Here is a 24,474-nt window from a genome sequence, read left to right as displayed (position 1 = left end):
AACCCAGGAATTGCTCTTGGGTAGGCAACTGCATCACCGTGAAACCGATTAGCGGTCAAAATCCGGATATTTGTAGTTCCTATGCCTGCCATTCAGCTATCCGTCGTCATCATCACCTACAACGAAGAGCGCAATATTGCCCGCTGTCTGGAGGCCGTGCGTGGCGTGGCCGATGAGGTGGTCGTCGTCGATTCTTTCTCTACCGATGCTACCGTGGCTATCAGTCGGCAGCACGGCGCCCGTGTGGTGCAGCACGCGTTTGAAGGCTACGTGCAGCAGAAAAACTTTGCTACTGCTGAAGCCCGATATGAGCATGTGCTACAGCTCGATGCCGATGAAGTGCTAACGGAAGAGCTGCGCCAGAGTATTCTGGCAGCTAAAAACGATTGGCAAGGTGCCGGCTACACCTTGGCTCGCCTAACCAATTACTGCGGCTCCTGGGTGCGCCACGGTGGCTGGTACCCCGACCGCAAACTGCGCCTCTATGACCGGCGCCTAGGCCAGTGGGAGGGTCTGCTCCTGCACGAGCGGTATGAAGTAGCCGCAGGCCAGCCCGTAGGCCAGTTACGTGGCGATGCCCTGCACTATTCCTACGACTCTGTGGAGCAGCATGTGCAGCAACTAAACCGCTTCACGAGTATCGCGGCCGATGAGCTTTGGCTGCGCGGCAAGCGCAACGTCACGGTCTTTCATTTGCTCCTGAAGCCTTGGTGGAAATTCGTGCACGGCTACTTCTTCCGGCTGGGTTTCTTGGATGGGTTTGCGGGGTTGAGCATTGCCACGATATCGGCCTGGGGAGTGTTTCTGAAATTCGCGAAGCTGAAAACCAAAGCTGCCGCATGAAAACCTTCCTGATCAGCCGTACCGATGCTATCGGGGATGTCGTCCTCACGCTGCCTGTTGCGGGCTGGCTCAAGCAGCTGTTTCCAGGGTGCCGCGTAGTGCTCCTTGGGCGTACCTATACTGAGGCTGTTGCCGAAGCCTGCCCGTGGGTTGATGCGTTCCTGAATCTGGACGAGTTGCTGCGACTAGTGCCCGGCGAGCAGGTAGCCACTCTTCAAGCCCAGCAGGTCGATGTGATTTTGCACGTCTTCCCAAACAAAGCAGTTGCGCGCTTAGCCAAGCAGGCCAAAATCCCGGTGCGTATTGGCACCCGCAACCGCATCTTTCACTGGTTTACCTGCAACCGATTGGTGGCCCTAAGCCGGCGCCACTCTCCTTTGCATGAGGCGCAGCTTAACCTGGAGTTGCTACGGCCCTTAGGCCACTTCGAGGCCCTAACGCTTCCCGAGGTTGCTGCATTAACCCAACTCCAGCCTTCTGCTGCCTTACCTAGGCCATTAGCTTCCTTGCTGGCAGCTCGGCAGCCTGGGCAGCTCAATGTAGTGCTGCATCCACGAAGCCGAGGCAGTGCCCGGGAATGGGGCCTTCCACATTTTGGGGCGCTGGCTCGTTTGCTCCACCAAGCCGGGCACCGCGTATTCGTGACCGGTACTGCCGCCGAAGGGGAGGAGCTGCACGAGTGGCTTTCGGAATACAAGGCTTTCATTACCGCAGAGTTTACCGGCCAGCTTAGCTTACCCGAACTACTGGCTTTCATTGGGGCTACTGATGGCTTAGTGGCCGGGAGTACCGGACCTTTGCACTTGGCCGCCGCGCTGGGCCGGCATGCGCTAGGCCTCTATCCGCCCATCAAGCCAATGCATCCCGGCCGGTGGGCTCCGCTTGGCCCCCATGCCGAGTATCTGGTATTCGACAAGCCCGACTGTCAGGATTGTCGGGCGCAGCCTGCGGCCTGTACGTGTATTAAGGCACTGGAACCTTTGCAAGCTTTGGCCCGCATTCAGACTTGGCAGCCGTTGTCTGTTCCTTTACCTACTCGCCCGGATTAATGGGTACTCCCGCAATGGAACCGCAGCGAAATGCATCGGGGTGGCACTGGTGGTGGCGTACGGGCCGTTTGTCGCAATATTTGCTGCTGCTGGCCTGCGCGGCAGGAGTTGCCGGGCTGCTGGCGTCGCGCGCTTTGGTAGCCCTGAGCCCAGTGGTAGGCGTGTTTGCTGCTCTCGCAAATCCGGCGCTAGGCCAGTCTGTAGCTAAGTGGCTGCGGTTGCGCACCGTATGGGCACCGGCCGCGCTGTACGCCTTGCTGATATTGAGTGGCTTCTATACCCAGGAGTGGGCCGTGTGGCGCCACGAAACCTACCGCTTACTGCCTTGGCTGGGCGTGCCGCTGGCCTTTGGCGTGGCCGTGCCCCTCAGTCGCCGCCAGCGTTTCGGAATTGGCTGTCTATATGTAGGAGGCACTGCCCTCGTTGGGCTAGCCACGCTAGGCCAGTATTTCGTGCACCCTGCCGCCGCCAACGAGTCGTTTGGGATTGGCCAAAGTATGCCTTCCATCACCGGTATCTTTCACATCCATTTCGGGCTGATGCTCGCCCTGGCCGCCTTCTTTGCGGTGTTGCTGCGGCGCAATGCACAAGCCACTCCTTTCCTGAAAGTACTGCTGGTTGTGGCGGCAGCTAGCTGCGTTATAACGTTGCATCTGCTAGCCTACCGTACGGGGCTGCTGGTATTCTACGTTATGGCTTTGCTGGATGTGGTGCATCTGCTTCTGCGCCGCCGTCTGGTGCTGGGGCTACTGGCGCTGCTCCTGCTGGGGGTAGTGCCGTGGGTGGCCTACCAGACTTTGGAGCCGGTGCAGCAGCGCGTGCATGCCACCATATGGGACCTATTCCAGTTCCGCGATGGGAATGATATCAACCAGTATTCTCTGTCCCGCCGCATTGCCGCCTGGCAGAACGCGCTTGCAATAGCTCAGCAGCATCCGTTGCTGGGAGTAGGCCCCGCGGATACCTATCGAGCCATGATGGAGCAATACAGCTGGAAAGATTTCGGTCTTCTGCCCGAAAACCGCGTAATGGTGCATAACCAGTATCTCCACCAGCTCATTGGTGGCGGTATTGTGGGGCTGGGTTTGTGGTTGCTGGTGCTATTTGGCCCTTTCATGAAACCCGCCTTGCGTCGCAATCCGTACGTGTATCATTTTCTATGCATGCAGGCTACCGCAATGTTGGTAGATTCGCTGCTTGAATTACAGATCGGGTTCAACTTGTTTGTGTTCTGCTACGGCTTCATTGTGGTGGCCGCCGAACGATGCGCAACCTCACCTATAGAAACGGGTAAACCTTCCGCCTTGCGGATGGTATAAACCTTAACATTTGTCTACCGGCTGTATTTTTTTGATATTCAGCCGCAATTTTCAGCGTTTATGAGCGACTCTCCCGAACGGGTTCCCAAACTGAGCAAAGAGGAAAAAGACCGGCGTTTTCAGGCCGAACTGATGCCTGTGCTCGATTCGCTGTACAACTTCGCCTTTCGCCTCACGCTGGACGAAGATGACGCAAATGACCTCGTACAGGAAACTTATCTGAAAGCATATCGCTTCTTTGAGTACTTCGAGCAAGGAACAAACGCCAAAGCGTGGCTGTTTCGCATCCTGAAAAACTCGTTCATCAACGATTTCCGCAAAAAAAGTAAGCAGCCTGCCAAGGTTGATTACAGCGAAATCGAAGGGTACTACAACTCGGAAGATGTGGAGGCCGACGGCGACGCCGGCAGCACTTCCTCCGACATGCGGCAGCAGTCCGTGCGCGACCTCATCGGCGACGAGGTGGCCAGCGCACTCAACTCACTGCCCGTGGATTTTCGCACCGTCATTATCCTCTGCGACCTGGAAGGGTTCACGTACGAGGAAATGGCAAAAGTGCTCGATATCCCTATTGGGACGGTGCGCTCTCGCTTACACCGGGCGCGTAACTTCCTGAAGGACAAGTTGGAAAGATACGCCAAGTCGATGGGCTACGGCTCCGAAGACGGCGACGATAGTAATTCAGACGAAACCGAATAATCTCCTGCCAGGACTTAGCTATGGAAACTACTTCTACAAAAACCAACCAGAGCGGGGCTACTACCAGTGCCCCCGACTGTGAACGCGTGAATACAATACTTGACCAAATTATCGTAGGCCAGGAGCCCACGGCCGAAGACGAAGATTACTTCGTTAGTCATGCCGAAGACTGCTCACCTTGCTTCGACAGTATCGATAAGCAGCGCATTTTCGTTGACTTTTTGTCGCAGCATGTGGGCCGCAAAGGAGCCCCTTCTTCACTCCCTAACGCAATTCTTGCGCGCGTTCAGGCAGAAATGGCCTAATTTTACCCCATGCAGGGTAAAATCATCGTTTTTTCGGCTCCCTCCGGAGCCGGTAAGACTACTATTGTTCATCGGCTGCTGGAGCGTATTCCGGAGCTAAGTTTCTCGATATCAGCCTGTACGCGCGACAAGCGCGGCCGGACTGAAGCAAACGGGAAAGACTACTACTTCATCTCCGTCCAAGAATTCCAGGAGAAAATCCGTCACGATGAGTTCGTGGAGTGGGAGGAAGTATACGAAGGTGCTTTCTACGGTACGCTTAAGTCAGAAATTGAGCGCATCTGGGAAAACGACCACCATGCCGTGCTCGACGTGGATGTAAAAGGTGGCCTGAGCATCAAGGAGTTTTACAAAGACCGGGCATTGGCCGTGTTTGTAAAACCGCCTTCCATAGAAATACTGGAGCAACGCCTGCGCAAGCGCGCTACCGACTCAGCAGCTAGTATCTCGTCTCGGGTATACAAAGCAAACTTCGAGCTCACGTTTGAAGACCGCTTTGATGTGACCATCGTCAACGACGATCTGGAACAGGCCATTGATGAAGCCGAAAAGCTGGTGCGCAAGTTTATCATGGCCGATTCTGAGCTACTGTGAGCAGCCCTGCTTCGGAAATGAAGATAGGCTTGCTGTTCGGCTCATTTAATCCTATCCATACGGGCCATCTTATCTTGGCAAACTTCATGGCTACGCATACCGATCTGGATGCTGTGTGGCTAGTAGTATCTCCTCAAAGCCCCTTCAAGGTGGGACAGGAAATGCTACCGGAAGCCGCGCGCTATGAGTTGGTGCAGCTAGCCATAGCGGGCAACGCACGTTTGCGCGCGTTGGACATTGAGTTTGCTATGCCCAAGCCCAGCTATACTATCAATACGCTGGATGAGCTGCGTCGTCTGCACCCCGCGCACCGGTTTGTGCTCCTGATGGGCGAGGACAATCTACCTGGCCTCCCAAACTGGAAAAACGCTGACCGCATCTTGGCTGAAAACGAAGTCTATGTGTATCCGAGGCCAGGAGTTGACGCTACTGCCGTGAACGCACATCCTGGTGTAAAAGTGGTAGATGCGCCACTGCTAGATATATCCGCTACGTTTATTCGGGACTGCGTACGGGCTCACAAGTCTATCCGCTACTTGGTTCCGGAGGCTGTTGAGGCAAAAATTGAACTTGCTGGATACTGGCAATAGGCCTAGCGAAATGCTTATTACAACAAAAAGCCCGCTCAGTATACTGAGCGGGCTTTTTGTTGTAGTTCAGTCGAAATCAGATGGTCATGATTTCTGATTCCTTCTTGCTTAGCAAGTCATCTACTTTGATGATGTAGGAATCTGTTGCCTTCTGCACTTTCGCTTCAGCATCTTTGATGGCATCCTCAGAAGCACCTTCCTTCAGGAGTTTGCGTAAGGCCTCATTCACATCCTTGCGGATACCACGAATGCGAACTTTACCGCCTTCTGATTCCACTTTCGCTTGCTTTACTAGTTCGCGGCGGCGTTCCTCAGTCATGGCCGGAATATTCAGGCGTACGCCTTCGGCATCTGATTGCGGATTGAGGCCTAGGTCACTGTTTTTAATGGCCTTGGCAATCTCGCTGATCATGTTTTTCTCCCACGGCTTGATGAACAGCGTACGGGCATCTGGCGCCGATACGTTGGCCACCTGCGCTACAGGAGTAGGCGTGCCATAGTAATCTACACGCAAGGAATCGAGCATAGCTGGTGAAGCCTTGCCTGCCCGGATGCGCGTCAGCTCCACACCAGTGTGCTGCAGGGCCTTGCCCATCGATTCTTCCGCCTCGTCCAGATAAAACTTAATTTCTTCGTCCACTTCTGAAAGGTTAAGTGTTGAAAGTTGAGTGTTGAAAGCTTGGTAAGACAGGCTGATCAAGAAACTAATTATGATGCATCAGCCTGCCAGAAGATGTTTATATCTGCTCGCCAGGAGTCTCTTTGCTGACGGGCTGTAGGCCACTATGCTTAGCTTCTAACGCCGCAGCTGTTGAGCTGCTCATCGTCACGAGAGTGCCCACAGTTTCGCCCTCAATGAGGCGCTGCAGATTGCCTTCCTTGTTCATGTCGAATACAATGATGGGCAGATTATTCTCCTTGCAAAGAGTGAAAGCCGTCATGTCCATTACGTTGAGGTTCTTTTCCATTACCTCATCAAACGTAATTTCCGGATAGCGCACTGCCGACGGGTCCTTCTCGGGGTCGGCGGTATAAATGCCATCAACCCGGGTGCCCTTTAGCACTACATCGGCCTCAATCTCGATGGCCCGCAGCGAAGCAGCCGAATCGGTAGTGAAGTACGGTGAACCGATGCCGGCGCCAAAAATCACCACACGGCCCTTCTCCAGATGGCGTAACGCTCTCCGCCGAATGTATGGCTCGCATACTCGCTGGATAGTTACTCCGGAAAGCAGACGTGTGTTTACGTTCAGCTTTTCGAGCGCACTTTGCAAGGCCATTGAGTTGATGACCGTGGCCAGCATGCCCATATAGTCACCCTGTACGCGGTCTAGGCCAAACGCTTCCGCCTGTACGCCCCGGAAAATATTGCCGCCACCAATGACTACCGCTATTTGGGTACCAGTAGCCGCTGCTGTCTTAATTTCCTCCGCGTACTGCATCAGTCGGACGGCATCGATACCGTACTGTTGCTGGCCCATGAGAGCTTCGCCGCTCAACTTTAGCAGGATTCGTTTGTACTTCAAAACAAATGGGGTTAAGCGTTAAACGCAGTATTGAAAGCTGTTCGTAGGCCACTACCTGCCCAGGAGGCAAAGGTACCGGATACCTGTGTCTGCAAAAAGTGGCCTAGCTGAACTGAATCAGTACTTGGCCCTTCGTTACGTTGTCGCGCAGATTTACCTTGATGGCGGAAATGGTGCCTTCACCGGGCGCTTTCAGGATGTTCTCCATCTTCATAGCTTCCAGTACCAGCAATGGGTCTCCTTTCTGCACAACTTGTCCTTGGCTTACGCGGATATCAACGATAAGGCCAGGCATAGGGGCTTTTAACTCATTGACTTTGCTGGCCGCCGTATTGCTCATGCCCAACTTATCGAGCAGCAGATCAAACCGATCTTTGGCCTGCAGCTCCATGCGTTGCCCGTTCAGTTTTAGCACCAGCGTTTTGGTCTGGTATTCCACGGAGAGCAGCTCTGCGGCAAACGATTTTCCCGCGTACAGGATATGATAACAACCATCTCCCAAAGCAGCCAGGTCCCACTCAAAGGCTTGGCCATTCACGGTAATAGGTCCGCCGGAGCGGTAATCGATGTCCCAGAGTTGATCGGGACCAGTACGTACCTGTAGCATGGGAGAGAGGGCAGGGTGGGGCGGAAAAGGGCTTAAAGATAGGTCAAATCTGAAATAAATTCGGAACTTGACCCTTCAATCCCCTATTGATTTCCTACATGAAATATCCGGTCCTCGGTGCTCTCAGCCTGATTCTGACCTGTTATGTAATGGCTCCGGCTCAAACGGTTAAGCCGTCGGGCGCAGCTACTGCCAAACCAGCAGCCCGCAAAAAAACAGTCGCTCCTGCCCAGGCAGCTCCATCTTCGATACCCGCTCAGCTACCCGTTCCTAACTGGTTGCCTCCTACCAATCCTGTGCAACCGGCTGCTGCCATCGTTCATGATCTGCTGGATACCAAGCTGGATGTTCGCTTCGATTGGGCCAAGCAGTGGCTGCTAGGAACTGCTACCCTCACTGTAAGGCCTCACTTCTATCCTCAGTCACAGTTAACGCTCGATGCGAAAGGCTTTGACATAAAGAGCGTGGAGCTGGTAAACGGCCCCTCCAAAAAGGGCAAAGACCTTAAATTTAGCTACGATAAAAAGCGTCTGAACATCGCCCTAGATCGGTCTTACACCCGCACGGAGCTTTACCAAGTCCGCATTCAGTACATAGCAAAGCCTAATGAGTTGCCCTCTACTGGTGGCAGCGAGGCCATCACCGGCGACAAAGGGCTATACTTCATTAACCCGCTCGGTACCGATAAGACCAAACCCCGGCAAGTCTGGACACAAGGAGAATCGGAAGCTAGTTCGTGTTGGTTTCCAACTATTGACAAGCCCAACCAGCGGATGACGCAGGAAATCAGTATCACGGTAGAAAGTGGCCTAAAGACCCTTTCTAATGGCCTACTGACTTCTTCCCAGCGGAATCCGGATGGAACTCGCACCGATGTTTGGAAGCAAATCTTGCCAGCTGCGCCCTACCTAACCATGCTAGCCGCCGGCGACTTTGCCGTGGTTGCCGACACTTGGCGGAATAAAACGGTCAATTACTACGTCGATCCGTCATATCAGCACACAGCCAAGCAGATTTTTGGCAATACACCCGCCATGATGGACTTCTTCTCCAAGAAGCTTGGAGTTGATTTTCCTTGGGAAAAGTACTCGCAGGTGGCCGTGCACGACTTCGTGTCGGGGGCCATGGAAAATACCTCTGCAACTACAATTCAGGAACAATTGGTGCAGTTTACTAACCGCGAGCTGCCTGATGTCACCTACGAAACAGAAGCCGTAATTGCTCACGAGCTGTTCCACCAGTGGTTTGGCGACTATGTCACCTCGGAGTCATGGTCTAACCTGCCCTTGAACGAGTCGTTTGCTGACTATTCAGAACTTCTCTGGGCTGAGCAAAAGTATGGTGCCGATGCAGCTGGCCTAGTGCAACAAACCAAACTCCGCAATTACTTGCAGGAGGCCCAAACTAAGCGTGAGCCACTAATTCGGTACCGCTATGCCAATAGGGAGGATATGTTTGACCGTCACTCCTACGATAAAGGAGGGCGAGTGCTGCATATGCTGCGCAATCAAGTTGGCGATGAAGCCTTCTTCGCGGCGCTTAATCGCTACCTGACGCAAAACAAGTTTTCGGCTTCTGAAATAGCTAAGCTGCGTCTGGCTTTTGAGGAGGTCACTGGCGAAGACCTCATGTGGTTTTTCGACCAGTGGTTTATGCAGCGCGGCCACCCAGAGTTGCGCGTCACCCATAGCTACGACAACGGCCAGGTCGCTCTACGGGTACAACAAGTCCAAGACACGTTGTTCCAGCCCGTGTTTCGCCTGCCAGTCACCGTTACTACTTGGGCTAACAACCAGCCCACCGACCACCGTATAGTAGTAACGAAGGCCGACCAAACATTTCGTCTGCCTGCTATGCAGAGGCCTAGCTTGGTGAAGTTTGATAGTGATGGTATTCTGTTGGCCCAGATAGACGAAGAGCGTACCCAAGAAGAACTGGTTTACCAGTATTATCATGCCCGCAACTATTTGCAGAAATACGAAGCCATAGATGGCCTACGCAGCAAAACAGCTGACTTGGGTGTAAGCGCACTATTCCGAAATGCTCTGACTGATAACTTCTGGGCTATCCGGCAAGCTGCTCTGGAGGGCCTACGCCGGTACAAAGGCTCTGAAGGCAACGCCATTCGCAAGGAAATTCAGCGAGTAGCTCTGAATGAGAAAAAAGGAGTTGTTCGGGCTACGGCAATTGGCACTTTGGCTTCCTTCCCAAATGAAGATTTCAATGAAGTGTATTCTGCGGCGCTGCGAGATAGTTCTTATCTGGTAGTTGGAGCTGCAGTAGACGCCTTGGCAAAAGCCCCTACTGTAGCAACTCGCGAGTATATCAATGCCCTTCAGGATACCAAGAATGCGGCACTGCTAACGGCTCTCTCCAATTATTACGCGCTCAATGGCACTGCTGATCAGTACCAATGGTTCCTAAATAAGAGCAAAGATGCCCCAAGCGAAGTGTTGTACACCTTATTAGAAAACTTTGGCACCCTTATGCAGCGGATGCCGCCCATTGAGCGGGAAAAAGGAATACAACGGCTCGAAACGCTGGCACGTACCCATCCTATGTACTACGTGCGCTTGGGGGCCTACAAAGGGTTGAACGAATTAGTAGGGAGTATGCCAGTCCTGAAAACGACCCTGCAAGACATTAGAGCAAAGGAAAAGGACGAGCGACTGACTTCAATCTATAGCTTAATTCAGTAAACTAGATTTTTTTTCGTGGTGAAGTTAGGGAGGCCTAGGGCTTGCTTTTCATAGATAATCAGCTGTTTGTAGTGCAAAATGCGGTTTGTGCATCAAGGCAATGAAGAAAAAAGTAGAAACCTTTTTGCCGGAAGGCTTGACTTACATCATAAAGCCCCTAATTTTGCAGCTCCAATCACAACCCGAACGGCCTATGCCACTGGAATGATCGGAGGGTTTCTTTGCAACAGGCAGAGGAATACATAAACTGGGGGCGTCGCATAGCGGCAATTGCGGGTGACTGTAACTCACCTCCTTCGGGTTCAAAGGTTCGAGTCCTTTCGCCCCCACAGCATATGAACGAATAGAAAACGGCGGGCAAGACGTATGGCTTGCAGATTGTTTTTGTTGGTTCAGTTACGCGGGAGTAGCTCAGTTGGTAGAGCGGCAGCCTTCCAAGCTGCAGGTCGCGGGTTCGAACCTCGTCTCCCGCTCAGTGTAAGGTTTCACTGGTGTTAGATTGTCCATCCGGGATAAATATCTTTCGCTGGCGTATCTTTGCCTAAATTCAAAGCATAAGCCGTTTTAGCTCAGTGGTAGAGCACTTCCTTGGTAAGGAAGAGGTCATGGGTTCAAATCCCATAAATGGCTCAGAATTACGAACACCAACGGAATAGCTAGACTATTCGGTTGGATCTGTCAGACAAGTAAAGCGACGTGCAGTCCTCACTAAACGGAGCTGCGTTTCGCTTTCTTGCAGTATAGCCACATTACGTTTTTCCCCCTCTTTACTTCAAAGTCTCTTAATCTCTGTTACAATGGCCAAAGAAAATTTTGATCGTTCCAAGCCGCACGTGAACATCGGTACGATCGGGCACGTCGACCACGGCAAAACCACCCTGACCGCTGCAATCACCATGGTTCTGGCGAACAAAGGTCTGGCCGCTAAGCGTGACTTCTCGTCGATCGACAACGCTCCCGAAGAAAAAGAGCGTGGTATCACGATCAACACCTCGCACGTTGAGTACGCTACCGAAAACCGTCACTACGCTCACGTTGACTGCCCTGGTCACGCTGACTATGTGAAGAACATGGTGACGGGTGCTGCCCAGATGGACGGCGCTATCCTCGTGGTTGCTGCTACCGACGGTCCAATGCCCCAGACTCGTGAGCACATCCTGCTCGCTCGTCAGGTAGGTGTACCTCAGCTAGTAGTGTTCATGAACAAAGTGGACATGGTGGATGATCCCGAGCTGCTCGAGCTGGTGGAAATGGAAATCCGTGAGCTGCTCTCGTTCTACGACTTCGACGGCGACAACATTCCAGTTATCCAAGGCTCGGCTTTGGGTGGCTTGAACGGCGACGCTAACTGGGTTCCCAAGATTGAGGAGCTGATGGCTGCAGTTGATAGCTATATTCCAATTCCTGCTCGTCTGACTGACCTGCCCTTCCTGATGCCAGTAGAGGACGTGTTCTCTATCACGGGTCGTGGAACGGTTGCTACCGGCCGTATCGAGCGTGGTATCATCAACTCGGGTGAGCAAGTAGAAATCCTCGGTATGGGTGCTGAGAACCTCAAGTCGACCGTAACTGGTGTTGAGATGTTCCGCAAAATCCTTGACCGTGGTGAAGCTGGCGACAACGTAGGTCTTCTGCTCCGCGGTATTGAAAAAGAAGCCATCCGTCGTGGTATGGTTATTTGCAAGCCGGGTTCAGTTAAGCCTCACCAGAAGTTCAAAGCTGAGGTGTACGTGCTGTCGAAAGAAGAAGGTGGCCGTCACACGCCGTTCTTCAACAACTACCGTCCCCAGTTCTATTTCCGCACCACCGACGTAACCGGCATCATCTCGCTGGGCGAAGGCGTGGAAATGGTAATGCCTGGCGACAACGTAACTATCTCGGTTGAGTTGATCAACTCGGTAGCTATGGAGAAAGGTCTGCGTTTCGCTATCCGCGAAGGTGGCCGTACCGTAGGTGCTGGTCAGGTTACTGAAATCCTCGACTAGTTTCTGCTAGAATAAGACAATCCGCCCTCGATATTTTTCGGGGGCGGATTTGTTTTGTCTAAACACTTCAGTACATTTGCAGTCCCAATCCAGCACCTTGACGGGTAGGGACGCATACACGGGCGTAGTTCAAGGGTAGAATAGAGGTCTCCAAAACCTTTGATGGGAGTTCGAATCTCTCCGCCCGTGCCATAAATAAGGCTGCCAGTGCAGCCGCACCTACCAAGCCTAACCGGTGCCGCATCATGAGTAAGCTGACAAACTATTTCCGCGAGACCTCTGAGGAGATGCGTTACAAAGTAACGTGGCCTTCTCTTGAAGAACTGCAAAAGAGTGCTGGCCTAGTATTACTAGGGTCTCTTCTGTTTGCTGCGGTAGTTGGCGTTATGGATGTGGCGTTCAGCAAAAGCCTAGAGGCGTTTTATACTTCGTTCCGGTAAGCGGCAGAATACACGACGACAATGGGCGAATTAAAGTGGTATGTAGTCCGCTCAGTTAGCGGACAAGAGAAGAAAGCCAAAACTTACTTGGAAACAGAAATCGGCCGTCATGGTCTTTCTGATTTAGTGCCTCAGGTACTGATTCCGGTAGAGAAGGTGTTCGAAATGCGCAACGGCAAGAAGCGTGTACGCGAACGGAACCTGTATCCTGGCTACATCATCATCCATGCTGATCTGACCCACGGAGAAGTAGACCACATTATCACTAGCACACCTGGTGTAATCGGTTTCCTGAGTGATAAAGAAGGCAAGGCGGCCAATCAGAATACTAAGCCTGTTCCACTGCATATTTCAGAAGTGAACCGAATACTCGGTATCGTGGACGAAGCAGAAGAACAAACAGCTACTCTCGAAACTCCTTTCGTAGTAAACGAACTGGTAAAGATTGTAGATGGCGGTTTCGCCGGTATGTCGGGTACAGTTTCAGAGGTTTTCGAAGAGCGTAAAAAACTCAACGTTATCGTAAAAATATTTGGCCGTAGTACTCCAATGGAGCTCAGCTACACGCAGGTCGAAAAAGAATCATAAGCTGAAGATAGAGCGTGAAGCTTAGCACTTAGAATCTTCTGACTCTGAGTGCTAAGCTTTAAATCTAAATTTTGCGCAAGCAACGTCGCCAGTTATCCGCTCCGGATTGGCGGTGCTTCCACTAGGAGCAATCAAAAACTGAGGATGCTGCGTGTTACGATGCAGGGTCCGAAGCCTTTCAAATTCAATGGCCAAGGAAATTAGAGGTTATCTGAAGCTTCAGATAAAGGGAGGCGCCGCGAACCCCGCGCCGCCGGTTGGACCTGCACTTGGTAGCAAAGGCCTTAACATCATGGAATTTTGCAAGCAGTTCAATGCTCGCACCCAAGATAAGGCCGGCCAAGTTTGTCCTGTACTCATCACCATGTACACCGACAAGTCATTCGACTTCGTTGTAAAAACTCCTCCGGTGCCAGTTCTCCTAATGGAGGCTGCTAAGCTTCAGAGCGGTTCAAAAGAGCCTAACCGTAACAAGGTTGGTTCTGTGTCATGGGACCAGGTACGCACCATCGCTGAGACGAAGATGCCAGACCTGAATGCTTTCAAAGTGGAGTCGGCAATGCTGCAGGTAGCCGGTACGGCTCGTAGCATGGGCATCACTGTGTCAGGCACTTCTCCTTTCGCTGAATAATTTAACGACGGAGTAAGACATGGCACAAGTAAGCAAAAAGCGCAAGGAAGCCCTTGCCAAGCATGACCTAACCGAAGTTCGGAATCTGGTAGAAGCTGCCAAAGTGGTAAAGGATATTACCTATACCAAATTTGATGCTTCTGTAGATATCGACGTTCGTTTAGGCGTGGATCCCCGTAAAGCTGACCAAATGGTTCGTGGCGTAGCAACGCTGCCCCATGGCACTGGCAAAACCGTTCGTGTTCTGGCCTTGGTTACCGCTGACAAAGAAGCCGAAGCTACTGCAGCAGGTGCTGATTTCGTTGGTCTGGATGACTATATCGCCAAGATCGAAAAGGGTTGGACTGACATTGACGTAATCATCACTATGCCATCAGTAATGGCTAAAGTTGGTCGTCTGGGTCGTGTACTTGGCCCACGTGGTTTGATGCCTAACCCTAAGTCGGGTACGGTAACAACCGATGTAGCTAAAGCTGTTCAAGAAGTGAAAGCTGGTAAAATCGACTTCAAAGTTGACAAGACTGGTATCATTCACTGTTCAGTTGGCAAAGTGTCGTTCGATGATCAGAAGCTTGCTGAAAACGCTATTGAAGTAATTCAGACGCTGATTCGTCTGAAGCCTTCTTCTGCTAAAGGCACGTACATCAAGAGCATCACGTTGTCGAGCACGATGTCGCCTGCCGTTCCGGTTGACACGTCGGTAACTTCCGCATAATTTTAATCAACACGACGATATGATCCGGGAAGACAAACAAGCCCTCGTCGACGAGTTGAGCGAGAAGTTCCAATCGCACAACGCGTTCTACATTGCCGATGCTTCGGGAATGTCGGTGGCGAAAATCAACGAATTCCGTCGCCTGTGCTTCAACCGCGGCATGGAGTTCAAAGTTTACAAGAATACGTTCATCCGTAAGGCACTTGATACCCTCGGTACCGACACTTCGGAGATGGATGCTGCTCTTGTAGGCCAGTCGGGTATCCTGTTCTCAAAAGAGTCAGGTAATGCTCCGGCAAAACTGTTGCAAGACTTCTACAAGGCGCAGAACTACGGTAAGAACGTAGAACCCCGCCCTGCACTGAAAGGTGCTTATGTAGATGCTGGCATCTACATCGGTGCTAACCAGCTCAGCAGCCTCAGCACGCTGAAAGGCAAGAATGAGCTCATCGGTGAAGTTATCGGTCTGCTTCAGTCGCCTGCCAAAAATGTTATCTCTGCTCTGTCGAGCGGCGGTACCAAACTGGCTGGTATCCTCAAAACGCTTTCCGAAAAAGAAGAGGTTGCAGGCTAACCGCTGCTCATCTTTTTCAAATTCAATTTCCTTCAACAACCCCCTTTTTAACAATCTACAGAAATGGCAGATTTGAAAGCATTCGCCGAGCAGCTCGTTAGCCTGACGGTAAAAGAAGTAAACGAACTGGCTACTATCCTGAAAGACGAGTATGGCATTGAGCCTGCTGCTGCTGCTCCGGTAATGATGGCTGGCGGTGGCGCTGCTGCTGCTGATGCTCCTGAGGAAAAAACCACGTTCGACGTGATCCTGAAGGCTGCTGGTGGTCAGAAACTGGCTGTTGTGAAATTGGTAAAAGACCTGACCGGTCTTGGCCTGAAAGAAGCCAAAGAGCTGGTTGACGGTGCTCCTAAGGCCCTGAAAGAAGGTGTTGCCAAAGACGAAGCTGAGTCGCTGAAAAAGCAACTGGAAGAAGCCGGCGCTGAAGTAGAAGTTAAGTAATTTCTGCTGCCTGCTCTTAAAACCAGCAAATAAGGAGAGGCCTGGCAACTAAGCCAGGTCTTTTCCTGTTTGTAGGCAACAAACTAGTCGGAAGTTCGTTTGCACGCCGCTTTGCGGCTTTTCGTGCCTACGGACGCCAGAAGCGCAAGGTTCTGCTTTGCGCTTTCGTGCGCCCAATACTTCCAAATATTTTTCAAGGTAGCGGCTCTGCATCTACCCTGTTATGGATTCTCTCTGTATCCATTTCCTAACCCCACATACATTGGCTACACCGAAAGCAACAGGTCTGCAAAAATTGCAGGCGGCTGACGAGCGGATCAACTTCGCCAAGATTAAAAAGGTTATTGAGTACCCGGATTTCCTGGACGTGCAGGTTCGCTCGTTCATGGATTTCTTCCAGTTGGAAACGGCTGCCGAGAACCGTACCGATGAGGGTCTGTTCAAAGTATTTGCCGAGAACTTTCCGATTTCGGACTCGCGCGAGAACTTCGTGCTAACCTTTCTCGACTATCACGTTGACCCTCCGAAGTACTCTGTAGACGAGTGCATCGACCGGGGACTGACGTATTCGGTACCACTGAAAGCTAAGTTGCGTCTGGTCTGCAATGACTCGGACAACGAAGATTTCGAAACGATTGAGCAGGAAGTGTTCTTGGGAAATATTCCCTACATGACCGAGAAGGGCTCGTTTGTTATCAACGGTGCTGAGCGCGTTATCGTGTCGCAGTTGCACCGTTCGCCGGGTGTATTCTTTGCTCAGAGCAAGCACACGAACGGTACTAAGCTGTATTCGGCTCGTATTATTCCGTTCAAAGGCTCGTGGATTGAATTTGCCACGGACGTGAACAACGTGATGTACGCCTACATTGACCGCAAGAAGAAATTCCCGGTTACTACGCTGCTTCGCGCTATCGGTTATGGTACTGACAAAGACATACTGGATCTGTTCGGTTTATCGGAGGAAGTAAAGGCTGATAAGAAGAATCTGAAGAAAGCAGTAGGCCGTAAGCTGGCTGCTCGGGTACTTCGTACGTGGACAGAAGACTTTGTGGACGAGGATACCGGTGAAGTAGTATCTATTGACCGGAACGAAGTTCTATTAGAGCGCGACTCTACAATTGAGGAGGAGGACATCGACGTGATCCTGAATGCCGGGGCCAAGTCGGTAATTCTGCACCGCGAGAACGTAAACATTGCTGACTACGCAATCATTTACAACACGCTGCAGAAGGACAACTCTAACTCGGAGAAAGAGGCCGTGGAGCAAATCTATCGTCAGCTTCGGAATACAGAAGCTCCTGACGAAGAGACGGCCCGCGACATTATCCAAAAGCTATTCTTCTCGGATAAGCGCTACGACCTTGGTGACGTAGGCCGCTACCGTATCAATAAAAAGCTGGGTATCGATACTGGTTGGGACGCCCGCGTTCTGACTAATGAGGACATTGTTCTCATCGTGAAATACCTAATCGGTCTGATCAACTCGAAGGCCATTGTCGATGACATTGACCACTTGAGCAACCGTCGTGTGCGCACGGTAGGGGAGCAGCTATATGCCCAGTTTGGCGTAGGTCTGGCCCGTATGGCGCGTACTATCAAGGAGCGCATGAACGTGCGCGACAACGAGGACTTCAAGCCAGTTGACCTGATCAATGCCCGTACGCTTTCGTCGGTAATCAACTCGTTCTTCGGTACGAACCAGTTGTCGCAGTTCATGGACCAGACCAACCCGCTGGCTGAGGTGACGCATAAGCGTCGCGTATCGGCACTGGGGCCAGGAGGTCTGTCGCGTGAGCGCGCTGGTTTCGAAGTACGTGACGTTCATTACACGCACTACGGTCGTCTTTGCACCATCGAAACGCCGGAAGGACCAAACATCGGTCTGATTTCGTCGCTTTGCGTGCATGCCCGTGTGAACTCAATGGGCTTCATTGAGACGCCATACCGTACGGTAGAGAACGGCAAAGTGGATACCACTGAGCACGTGAAATACCTGACGGCTGAGGAAGAAGACACTCACCACATCGCACAGGCCAACGCCCGCATTGATGATGAAGGTAACTTCATCAACGAACTGGTGAAAGGTCGTTTCGAAGGTGACTTCCCGGTTGTAGGTCCGGATGAATACAGCTACATGGACGTAGCCCCGAACCAGATTGTGTCGGTGGCTGCTTCGCTGATTCCGTTCCTGGAGCACGACGATGCTAACCGTGCCCTGATGGGTTCGAACATGCAACGTCAGGCAGTTCCGCTTTTGAAAGCTGAGGCGCCTATTGTAGGTACTGGCCTAGAAGGTCGTGTAGCTACTGACTCGCGTACTCTTGTAGTAGCAGAAGGTGACGGCGTGATTGACTACGTGGACGCTAACCGCATCGTCGTGAAATACGACCTGACGGAAGATGACGTGCTCGTAAGCTTCGACGCGGAGAAGATTTCTTATGATCTGATCAAGTTCCGTCGTACTAACCAGGACACCTGCATCAACCTGACGCCACTCGTTAAGAATGGTGAGCGAGTAGTGAAGGGCCAGGTTCTATGCGAAGGCTATGGCACCAACAAAGGTGAGCTGGCCCTGGGCCGGAACATGCAGGTGGCGTTCATGCCGTGGCAGGGCTACAACTTCGAGGATGCTATCGTAATCTCGGAGAAAGTAGTTCGCGACGACATCTTCACTTCGATTCACATAGAAGAGTTTGAACTGGAAGTACGTGAGACCAAGCGTGGCGAAGAAGAGCTGACCTCGGAAATTCCGAACGTGAGCGAAGAAGCCGTGCGTAACCTCGACGACAACGGTATCATCCGTCTGGGAGCTGAGGTGAAGGAAGGTGACATTCTGATTGGTAAGATCACGCCAAAAGGCGAGACCGACCCAACTCCGGAAGAGAAGCTGCTCCGCGCCATTTTCGGTGACAAAGCCGGCGATGTGAAGGATGCCTCACTTAAGGCGCCGCCATCATTACAGGGTGTTGTTATCGGTACTAAGCTGTTCTCGCGTCCGAAGAAAGACAAAAACCTACGGGCTAAGTCGAAGAAGGAAGTAGAAGAGCTAAAGGATTCTTATGCGAAAGAGCTTCGTGGTATCAAAACCGTGATGATCGAAAAGCTGATCCAACTGCTGGAAGGCAAAACTTCGCAGGGTATCAAGCATAAGTTTGGCGACGAAATCCTGACCAAGGGTGTGAAATTCGGGAAGAAGAACATCACGGAAGCGTTGTTCCCCGAAAAGAACCCTTATAAGGACGAGAGCAACTATGCCGTACCTGAGGAGGTGAACATGTTCAAAGACCTCGTGCTGGAAGGCTGGACAGCCGACGCCCGGGTGAACGGGATGGTGCTGAGCCTAGTGAAGAACTACGCCAAGAAGCGCAACACTATCACGGCCCGCTTCAAGCGCGACCGGTTCACGCTGGAAGTTGGTGACGAACTCCCCGCTGGTATCGTACAGCTGGCCAAAGTATATATCGCCAAGAAGCGCAAGCTGAAGGTGGGTGATAAAATGGCAGGCCGTCACGGTAACAAAGGTGTAGTAGCCCGCATCGTGCGCGATGAGGATATGCCTTTCCTGCCCGACGGTACTCCGATGGACATCGTGCTCAACCCGCTTGGTGTACCAAGCCGGATGAACATCGGTCAGATCTATGAGACGGTACTGGGCTGGGCTGGTCTCAAACTGGGCCGTACCTATGCTACCCCGATTTTCGACGGTGCTACCGAAGAGGAGGTATCGAAGGAGCTGACGGAAGCTGGCCTACCAACATTCGGTCGTGCTTACCTACACGACGGTCTGACTGGTCAGCGTTTCGATCAGCCTGTAACTGTTGGTGTGATTTACATGCTGAAGCTAGGCCACTTGGTTGATGACAAGATGCACGCCCGTTCAATCGGACCGTACTCGCTCATCACCCAGCAGCCGCTTGGTGGTAAAGCCCAGTTTGGTGGTCAGCGCTTCGGTGAGATGGAAGTGTGGGCTCTTGAGGCCTTCGGTGCTTCCAACGTCCTCCAGGAAATCCTAACGGTTAAGTCGGATGACGTGGTAGGCCGTGCCAAAGCGTACGAAGCCATTGTAAAAGGCGACGTACTGCCCAAGCCGAATATCCCCGAGTCATTCAACGTACTCATCCACGAGTTGCGCGGTCTGGCCTTGGAAATCACGCTTGACTAAGGTTTGAAAGTAGTGGCTGCTGATGCGCAAGTATCGGCAGCCACTTTTCAAGTCCTCTATAATTAGAACACCCGCGGTTCGGGAAACCGATAACAACATTTGCTGGCGTCGTTCCGAGATATGGTCAGAACGACACATAGGCCTAGAAGAAGTTGGCCGCAACTTGATTCAGGTTCTGAATCATTCGATTACTAGACCTGGCGGAAAACTACTGCGCGGCGTACCTATCCGACCCGCAGAGCACTTTTCGCAGAGTCGAACTGTTACGTTCTTTCCGACCACTCTTAAGACTGGCGGAACCAACGGACAGATAAAAGCCACCAGCTAACAACAGCTACTCTACATGGCGTTTGCAAAAAACAAAAAACTGGTACAGGACTTCTCGAAAGTTACCATTTCGCTGGCCTCGCCCGAATCCATTCTGGAGCGGTCGAACGGTGAAGTTGTAAAGCCTGAGACGATCAACTACCGGACCTACAAGCCCGAAATGGGTGGCTTGTTCTGCGAGCGGATTTTCGGTCCTGTGAAGGACTGGGAATGCCACTGCGGTAAATACAAGCGCATTCGGTACAAAGGCATCATCTGCGATCGTTGCGGCGTAGAGGTGACCGAGAAGAAAGTACGTCGGGAGCGGATGGGCCACATCGAACTGGTGGTGCCCGTTGCGCATATCTGGTACTTCAAGTCCCTGCCCAATAAGATCGGCTATCTGCTAGGCCTGCCTACCAAGAAGCTTGATCAGATTATTTACTATGAGCGCTACGTAGTAGTGCAGCCGGGTGTACTGGGCGAAGAAGGCGTGCAGCAGCTCGACTTCCTCACCGAGGACGAATACCTCGACATCATCGACAAGCTCCCCCGTGAGAACCAGATGCTGCCAAACGAGGACCCGAATAAATTCATTGCCCGCATGGGTGCTGATGCTCTGCAGCTGTTGCTGGAGCGCATCAACCTCGACGAGCTGTCGTACTCGCTGCGTGACTCTGCTGCGCACGAGACTTCGCAGCAGCGTAAGGCTGAGGCCTTGAAGCGTCTGCGCGTAGTGGAAGCTTTCCGCGACGCTGCAACCCGCGTGGAGAACAAGCCTGAGTGGATGGTAATCCGCATGGTGCCAGTTATTCCCCCGGAATTGCGTCCGCTCGTTCCGCTGGATGGTGGCCGTTTCGCTACTTCCGACTTGAACGACCTGTACCGTCGCGTTATCATCCGTAACAACCGCCTCAAGCGCCTGATCGAGATCAAGGCACCTGAAGTGATTCTGCGGAACGAGAAGCGCATGCTGCAGGAAGCTGTGGATTCGCTCTTCGACAACTCACGTAAGGTTAACGCCGTGCGTGCTGAAGGTAACCGTGCACTGAAGTCGCTGTCTGACATGCTGAAAGGCAAGCAGGGCCGCTTCCGTCAGAACCTGCTCGGTAAGCGTGTTGACTACTCTGGCCGTTCGGTTATTGTAGTAGGCCCCGAGCTGAAACTGCACGAGTGCGGTCTGCCCAAAAACATGGCAGCTGAGCTGTTCAAGCCGTTCATCATCCGTAAGCTCATCGAGCGCGGTATCGTGAAAACGGTTAAATCAGCTAAGAAAATCGTTGACCGCAAGGACGCCGTAGTATGGGACATCCTGGAAAATGTGCTGAAAGGCCACCCAGTGCTCCTGAACCGTGCTCCTACGCTGCACCGCTTGGGTATCCAGGCGTTCCAGCCCCGCCTCATTGAGGGTAAAGCTATCCAGCTGCACCCACTGGTGTGTACGGCCTTCAACGCTGACTTTGACGGTGACCAGATGGCTGTGCACGTTCCGTTAGGACCGGCCGCTATCCTGGAAGCCTCTATGCTGATGCTAGCCTCGCACAACATCCTGAACCCTGCCAACGGCGCGCCCATCGCGGTACCGTCGCAGGACATGGTTCTAGGCCTGTACTACGTTACCAAAGGCAAGCGCAGCACTGAAGAGGAGAGCATTCAAGGCGAAGGCCGGATCTTCTACTCCGACGAAGAAGTTGTTATTGCTATCAACGAAGGTCAGCTTTCGAAGCACGCCTATATTAAGGTGCGCACGAAGGTTCGTGATGAGGAGGATAACCTCGTAACGAAGATCATCGAGACGGTTGCCGGCCGCGTGCTGTTCAACCAGCTCGTACCAGAAGAAGTAGGTTTCGTGGATGAGCTGCTGACGAAGAAGAAGCTTCAGCAGATCATTTCGATGGTATTCAAACGTACGGGCATGGCTCGCACGGCGCAGTTCCTCGATGACATCAAGACGCTGGGCTTCCAGTCGGCTTACAAAGGTGGTCTGTCGATGGGTCTGGGCGACATCCAGATTCCGAAAGAGAAAGATGCTCTGGTTCTGCAAGCGCAGAACGACGTGAAGGCCGTTACTCAGAACTACCAGATGGGTCTGATTACCGACAACGAGCGTTACAACCAGGTTATCGATATCTGGACCCGCATCAACAACCAAATCACTGAAACCCTCATGGGCCGCCTCGAAAAGGAGAACCAGGGCTTCAACTCGATTTACATGATGATGCACTCCGGTGCTCGTGGCTCGCGTGAGCAGATTCGTCAGCTCGGCGGTATGCGGGGTCTGATGGCTAAGCCACAGAAGTCGCTGCAGGGCTCGGTAGGTGAGATTATCGAAAACCCGATTCTGTCTAACTTCAAAGAAGGCCTAGACGTAATCGAGTACTTCATCTCAACCCACGGTGCTCGTAAGGGTCTGGCCGATACCGCTCTGAAGACGGCTGACGCCGGCTACCTGACGCGCCGTCTGGTTGACGTATCGCAGGACGTTATCGTAAACGAAAATGACTGTGGTACTCTCCGTGGCATCGAAACCTTCGCTCTGAAGGATAACGAGGACATCGTGGAGCCGCTGGCTGAGCGTATCCTAGGTCGTGTAGCAGTACACGATATCATTGATCCGCTGACCGACGAAGTAATCCTGACGGCTGGTGACGAAATCACCGAAGAGATTACGCGTCGCATCGACAACACTAGCATCGAATCGGTGGAAATCCGTTCGGTACTGACTTGCGAATCGAAGCGTGGTATCTGCGCCCGTTGCTACGGTCGTAACCTGTCGTCGGGCCGCATGGTACAGAAAGGTGAGGCTGTAGGCGTAATTGCTGCTCAGTCGATCGGTGAACCCGGCACCCAGCTGACCCTGCGTACCTTCCACGTAGGTGGTACTGCCTCGAACATTGCCGTTGAAGCGAGCATCCGTGCTAAGTTCGCTGGTGTGGTTGAGTTCGAAGATATCCGTACTGTAGAAACCGCTAACGCTGATGGCGAGCCGGTGAAAGTGGTTATGGGTCGTTCGGGCGAGATTCGTATCGTGGAGAAAGGCACTGGCAAGGTGTTCATCTCGAACCACGTTCCTTACGGCTCGTTCCTGCTGGTTGAAGAAGGCCAGGAGGTAGAGAAAGGCGCTGAACTGAACAACTGGGACCCCTACAACGCCGTTATTTTGGCCGAGTTTGATGGTACCATTCAGTATGACGCCATCACCGAAGGCATTACTTACCGTGAGGAGTCAGACGAACAGACTGGTCACCGCGAGAAAGTGATTATCGAATCGAAAGCCAAGGATCAGAACCCCTCGATCATCGTGCGCCCCGGCAAGAAGGGCGACATGGAAGGCTCGAAGGGCTACAACATCCCGGTAGGTTCGCACTTGAACGTTGAGAACGGCGAGAAAATCAAGGCTGGTCAAATTCTGGCCAAGATTCCGCGTGCCGTGGGCAAAACCCGCGACATTACCGGTGGTCTGCCCCGTGTTACGGAGCTCTTCGAAGCCCGTAACCCTTCGAACCCAGCTGTAGTAGCTGAAATCGACGGTGTGGTAACCTACGGTACCGTGAAGCGTGGTAACCGTGAGATCTTCGTGGAGTCGAAAGACGGCGTCAAGAAGAAGTACATGGTGCCGCTGTCCAAGCACATTCTGGTGCAGGACAACGACTTCATCCGGGCCGGTATGCCGCTTTCTGATGGTGCTATAACGCCGTCCGATATCCTGAGCATTCAGGGTCCTGGCGCGGTGCAGGAGTACCTCGTGAACGAGATTCAGGAAGTATACCGTTTGCAGGGTGTGAAGATCAACGACAAGCACATCGAGGTGGTAGTTCGCCAGATGATGCAGAAAGTGGTGATCCTCGACGCCGGCGATACGACCTTCCTGGAGCACCAGGTTATCGACAAAATCGTGTTCATGGAAGAAAACGATACCATCATCGACATGAAGGTGGTAACGAATGCCGGCGACTCGACCAACTTGAAGCCTGGCCAGATTGTGAGTGCTCGTCGCCTGCGCGATGAAAACTCCAGCCTGCGTCGTCGTGACTTGGCACTGGTAGAAGTACGCGATGCTCAGCCATCCGTATCTCGTCCTACGCTGCAGGGTATCACGCAAGCGTCGTTGGGTACGCAGTCGTTCATCTCGGCCGCTTCCTTCCAAGAGACGACCAAGGTGCTGTCGGAAGCTGCCATCCGTGGCAAGGCCGACGAACTGCTGGGCCTGAAGGAGAACGTAATCGTAGGTCACCTCATTCCGGCAGGTACCGGTCTGCGCGAATACACGCGTCAGATTGTGGGCTCGAAAGAGGACTTCGAAGCCGCTCAGGCAGCTGCGAAGGCCGACGAAACCGCTGCTCCTGCCAAGCGCCCCGCCCGGGCCTCGCGTCGCGAGTCCGTATCGGAGTAGTTCTGAAA

The 24,474-nt window shown here is 52.6% G+C and carries 20 protein-coding genes and 4 tRNA genes; 21 read left to right on the top strand and 3 right to left on the bottom strand.

What is annotated here, in order from left to right; genetic code table 11:
- The first annotated feature begins 81 nt into the window (after positions 1-81).
- The 7 genes from CFT68_RS14745 to nadD are packed head-to-tail and all read left to right on the top strand — an operon-like array spanning position 82 to position 5,399.
- Positions 82-843 (top strand): glycosyltransferase family 2 protein, encoded by a 762-nt coding sequence (locus CFT68_RS14745; protein WP_088844301.1) that lies wholly within the window; start codon positions 82-84, stop codon positions 841-843.
- Positions 840-1,892: a glycosyltransferase family 9 protein gene (locus tag CFT68_RS14740; protein WP_088844300.1), complete on the top strand. Its 1,053-nt coding sequence runs from the start codon at positions 840-842 to the stop codon at positions 1,890-1,892. The genes CFT68_RS14745 and CFT68_RS14740 overlap by 4 nt, the downstream gene beginning before the upstream one ends.
- Positions 1,892-3,211, top strand: a complete 1,320-nt coding sequence (locus CFT68_RS14735) for an O-antigen ligase family protein (RefSeq protein WP_088844299.1) — start codon at positions 1,892-1,894, stop codon at positions 3,209-3,211. Before CFT68_RS14740 ends, CFT68_RS14735 begins: the two co-directional genes overlap by 1 nt.
- 60 nt (positions 3,212-3,271) lie before the next feature.
- Positions 3,272-3,910 carry a sigma-70 family RNA polymerase sigma factor gene (locus tag CFT68_RS14730; protein ID WP_088844298.1) on the top strand — a complete coding sequence of 213 codons (639 nt, stop codon included), beginning with the start codon at positions 3,272-3,274 and terminating at the stop codon, positions 3,908-3,910.
- A 20-nt stretch (positions 3,911-3,930) separates the two neighbouring features.
- The gene (locus tag CFT68_RS14725; RefSeq protein ID WP_088844297.1) at positions 3,931-4,215 is read left to right on the top strand and encodes a hypothetical protein; all 285 of its coding nucleotides are present in this window, start codon (positions 3,931-3,933) and stop codon (positions 4,213-4,215) included.
- Between the two features lie 9 nt (positions 4,216-4,224).
- Positions 4,225-4,809: a guanylate kinase gene (gmk, locus tag CFT68_RS14720; RefSeq protein WP_088844296.1), complete on the top strand. Its 585-nt coding sequence runs from the start codon at positions 4,225-4,227 to the stop codon at positions 4,807-4,809.
- 17 nt (positions 4,810-4,826) lie between these two features.
- Positions 4,827-5,399 (top strand): nicotinate (nicotinamide) nucleotide adenylyltransferase, encoded by a 573-nt coding sequence (gene nadD / locus CFT68_RS14715; protein WP_088844295.1) that lies wholly within the window; start codon positions 4,827-4,829, stop codon positions 5,397-5,399.
- 76 nt (positions 5,400-5,475) lie between these two features.
- On the opposite strand, the gene frr is transcribed toward nadD, so the two are convergent.
- The 3 genes from frr to CFT68_RS14700 all read right to left on the bottom strand — a co-directional run bounded on the left by frr (position 5,476) and on the right by CFT68_RS14700 (position 7,532).
- A complete protein-coding gene (gene frr, locus CFT68_RS14710) occupies positions 5,476-6,039 on the bottom strand; it encodes a ribosome recycling factor (protein WP_088845095.1) in 564 nt (187 codons plus the stop codon).
- Between the two features lie 97 nt (positions 6,040-6,136).
- On the bottom strand, positions 6,137-6,925 hold the full coding sequence (gene pyrH, locus CFT68_RS14705) for a UMP kinase (RefSeq protein ID WP_088844294.1): 789 nt from the start codon (positions 6,923-6,925) through the stop codon (positions 6,137-6,139).
- Between the two features lie 103 nt (positions 6,926-7,028).
- Complete coding sequence (locus tag CFT68_RS14700) at positions 7,029-7,532, bottom strand: biotin/lipoyl-containing protein (protein ID WP_088844293.1); 504 nt, start codon at positions 7,530-7,532, stop codon at positions 7,029-7,031.
- 98 nt (positions 7,533-7,630) lie between these two features.
- On the opposite strand from CFT68_RS14700, the gene CFT68_RS14695 reads away from it, so the two are divergent.
- From CFT68_RS14695 to rpoC, 14 genes are all read left to right on the top strand, one after another.
- The gene (locus CFT68_RS14695) at positions 7,631-10,231 is read left to right on the top strand and encodes a M1 family metallopeptidase (protein ID WP_088844292.1); all 2,601 of its coding nucleotides are present in this window, start codon (positions 7,631-7,633) and stop codon (positions 10,229-10,231) included.
- Between the two features lie 249 nt (positions 10,232-10,480).
- Positions 10,481-10,560, top strand: a tRNA-Tyr gene (locus CFT68_RS14690).
- A 71-nt stretch (positions 10,561-10,631) separates the two neighbouring features.
- Positions 10,632-10,704 (top strand) — tRNA-Gly (locus tag CFT68_RS14685).
- A gap of 85 nt (positions 10,705-10,789) precedes the next feature.
- Positions 10,790-10,861 (top strand) — tRNA-Thr (locus tag CFT68_RS14680).
- A 167-nt stretch (positions 10,862-11,028) separates the two neighbouring features.
- On the top strand, positions 11,029-12,216 hold the full coding sequence (gene tuf / locus CFT68_RS14675) for an elongation factor Tu (protein ID WP_088844291.1): 1,188 nt from the start codon (positions 11,029-11,031) through the stop codon (positions 12,214-12,216).
- Between the two features lie 118 nt (positions 12,217-12,334).
- A tRNA-Trp gene (locus CFT68_RS14670) sits at positions 12,335-12,408 on the top strand.
- A gap of 53 nt (positions 12,409-12,461) precedes the next feature.
- On the top strand, positions 12,462-12,656 hold the full coding sequence (gene secE, locus CFT68_RS14665; RefSeq protein WP_088844290.1) for a preprotein translocase subunit SecE: 195 nt from the start codon (positions 12,462-12,464) through the stop codon (positions 12,654-12,656).
- 21 nt (positions 12,657-12,677) lie between these two features.
- Positions 12,678-13,244 carry a transcription termination/antitermination protein NusG gene (nusG, locus tag CFT68_RS14660; RefSeq protein ID WP_088844289.1) on the top strand — a complete coding sequence of 189 codons (567 nt, stop codon included), beginning with the start codon at positions 12,678-12,680 and terminating at the stop codon, positions 13,242-13,244.
- 187 nt (positions 13,245-13,431) lie between these two features.
- The gene (gene rplK / locus CFT68_RS14655) at positions 13,432-13,875 is read left to right on the top strand and encodes a 50S ribosomal protein L11 (protein WP_022822113.1); all 444 of its coding nucleotides are present in this window, start codon (positions 13,432-13,434) and stop codon (positions 13,873-13,875) included.
- 19 nt (positions 13,876-13,894) lie between these two features.
- On the top strand, positions 13,895-14,590 hold the full coding sequence (gene rplA / locus CFT68_RS14650) for a 50S ribosomal protein L1 (protein ID WP_088844288.1): 696 nt from the start codon (positions 13,895-13,897) through the stop codon (positions 14,588-14,590).
- 19 nt (positions 14,591-14,609) lie between these two features.
- Positions 14,610-15,164, top strand: a complete 555-nt coding sequence (rplJ, locus tag CFT68_RS14645) for a 50S ribosomal protein L10 (protein ID WP_088844287.1) — start codon at positions 14,610-14,612, stop codon at positions 15,162-15,164.
- 63 nt (positions 15,165-15,227) lie between these two features.
- The gene (gene rplL, locus CFT68_RS14640; protein ID WP_088844286.1) at positions 15,228-15,605 is read left to right on the top strand and encodes a 50S ribosomal protein L7/L12; all 378 of its coding nucleotides are present in this window, start codon (positions 15,228-15,230) and stop codon (positions 15,603-15,605) included.
- 223 nt (positions 15,606-15,828) lie between these two features.
- Positions 15,829-19,767, top strand: coding sequence for a DNA-directed RNA polymerase subunit beta (gene rpoB, locus CFT68_RS14635; RefSeq protein ID WP_245815402.1), 3,939 nt, complete (start codon positions 15,829-15,831; stop codon positions 19,765-19,767).
- Positions 19,768-20,110: 343 nt separating this feature from the next.
- The gene (gene rpoC / locus CFT68_RS14630) at positions 20,111-24,466 is read left to right on the top strand and encodes a DNA-directed RNA polymerase subunit beta' (RefSeq protein WP_088844284.1); all 4,356 of its coding nucleotides are present in this window, start codon (positions 20,111-20,113) and stop codon (positions 24,464-24,466) included.
- Positions 24,467-24,474 lie beyond the last annotated feature (8 nt).

The sequence above is a fragment of the Hymenobacter gelipurpurascens genome (assembly GCF_900187375.1).
Taxonomy (GTDB): Bacteria; Bacteroidota; Bacteroidia; order Cytophagales; family Hymenobacteraceae; genus Hymenobacter; species Hymenobacter gelipurpurascens.
Note: the sequence above shows the minus strand (reverse complement) of the source record. Positions and strands in the feature narration are given on the sequence as shown.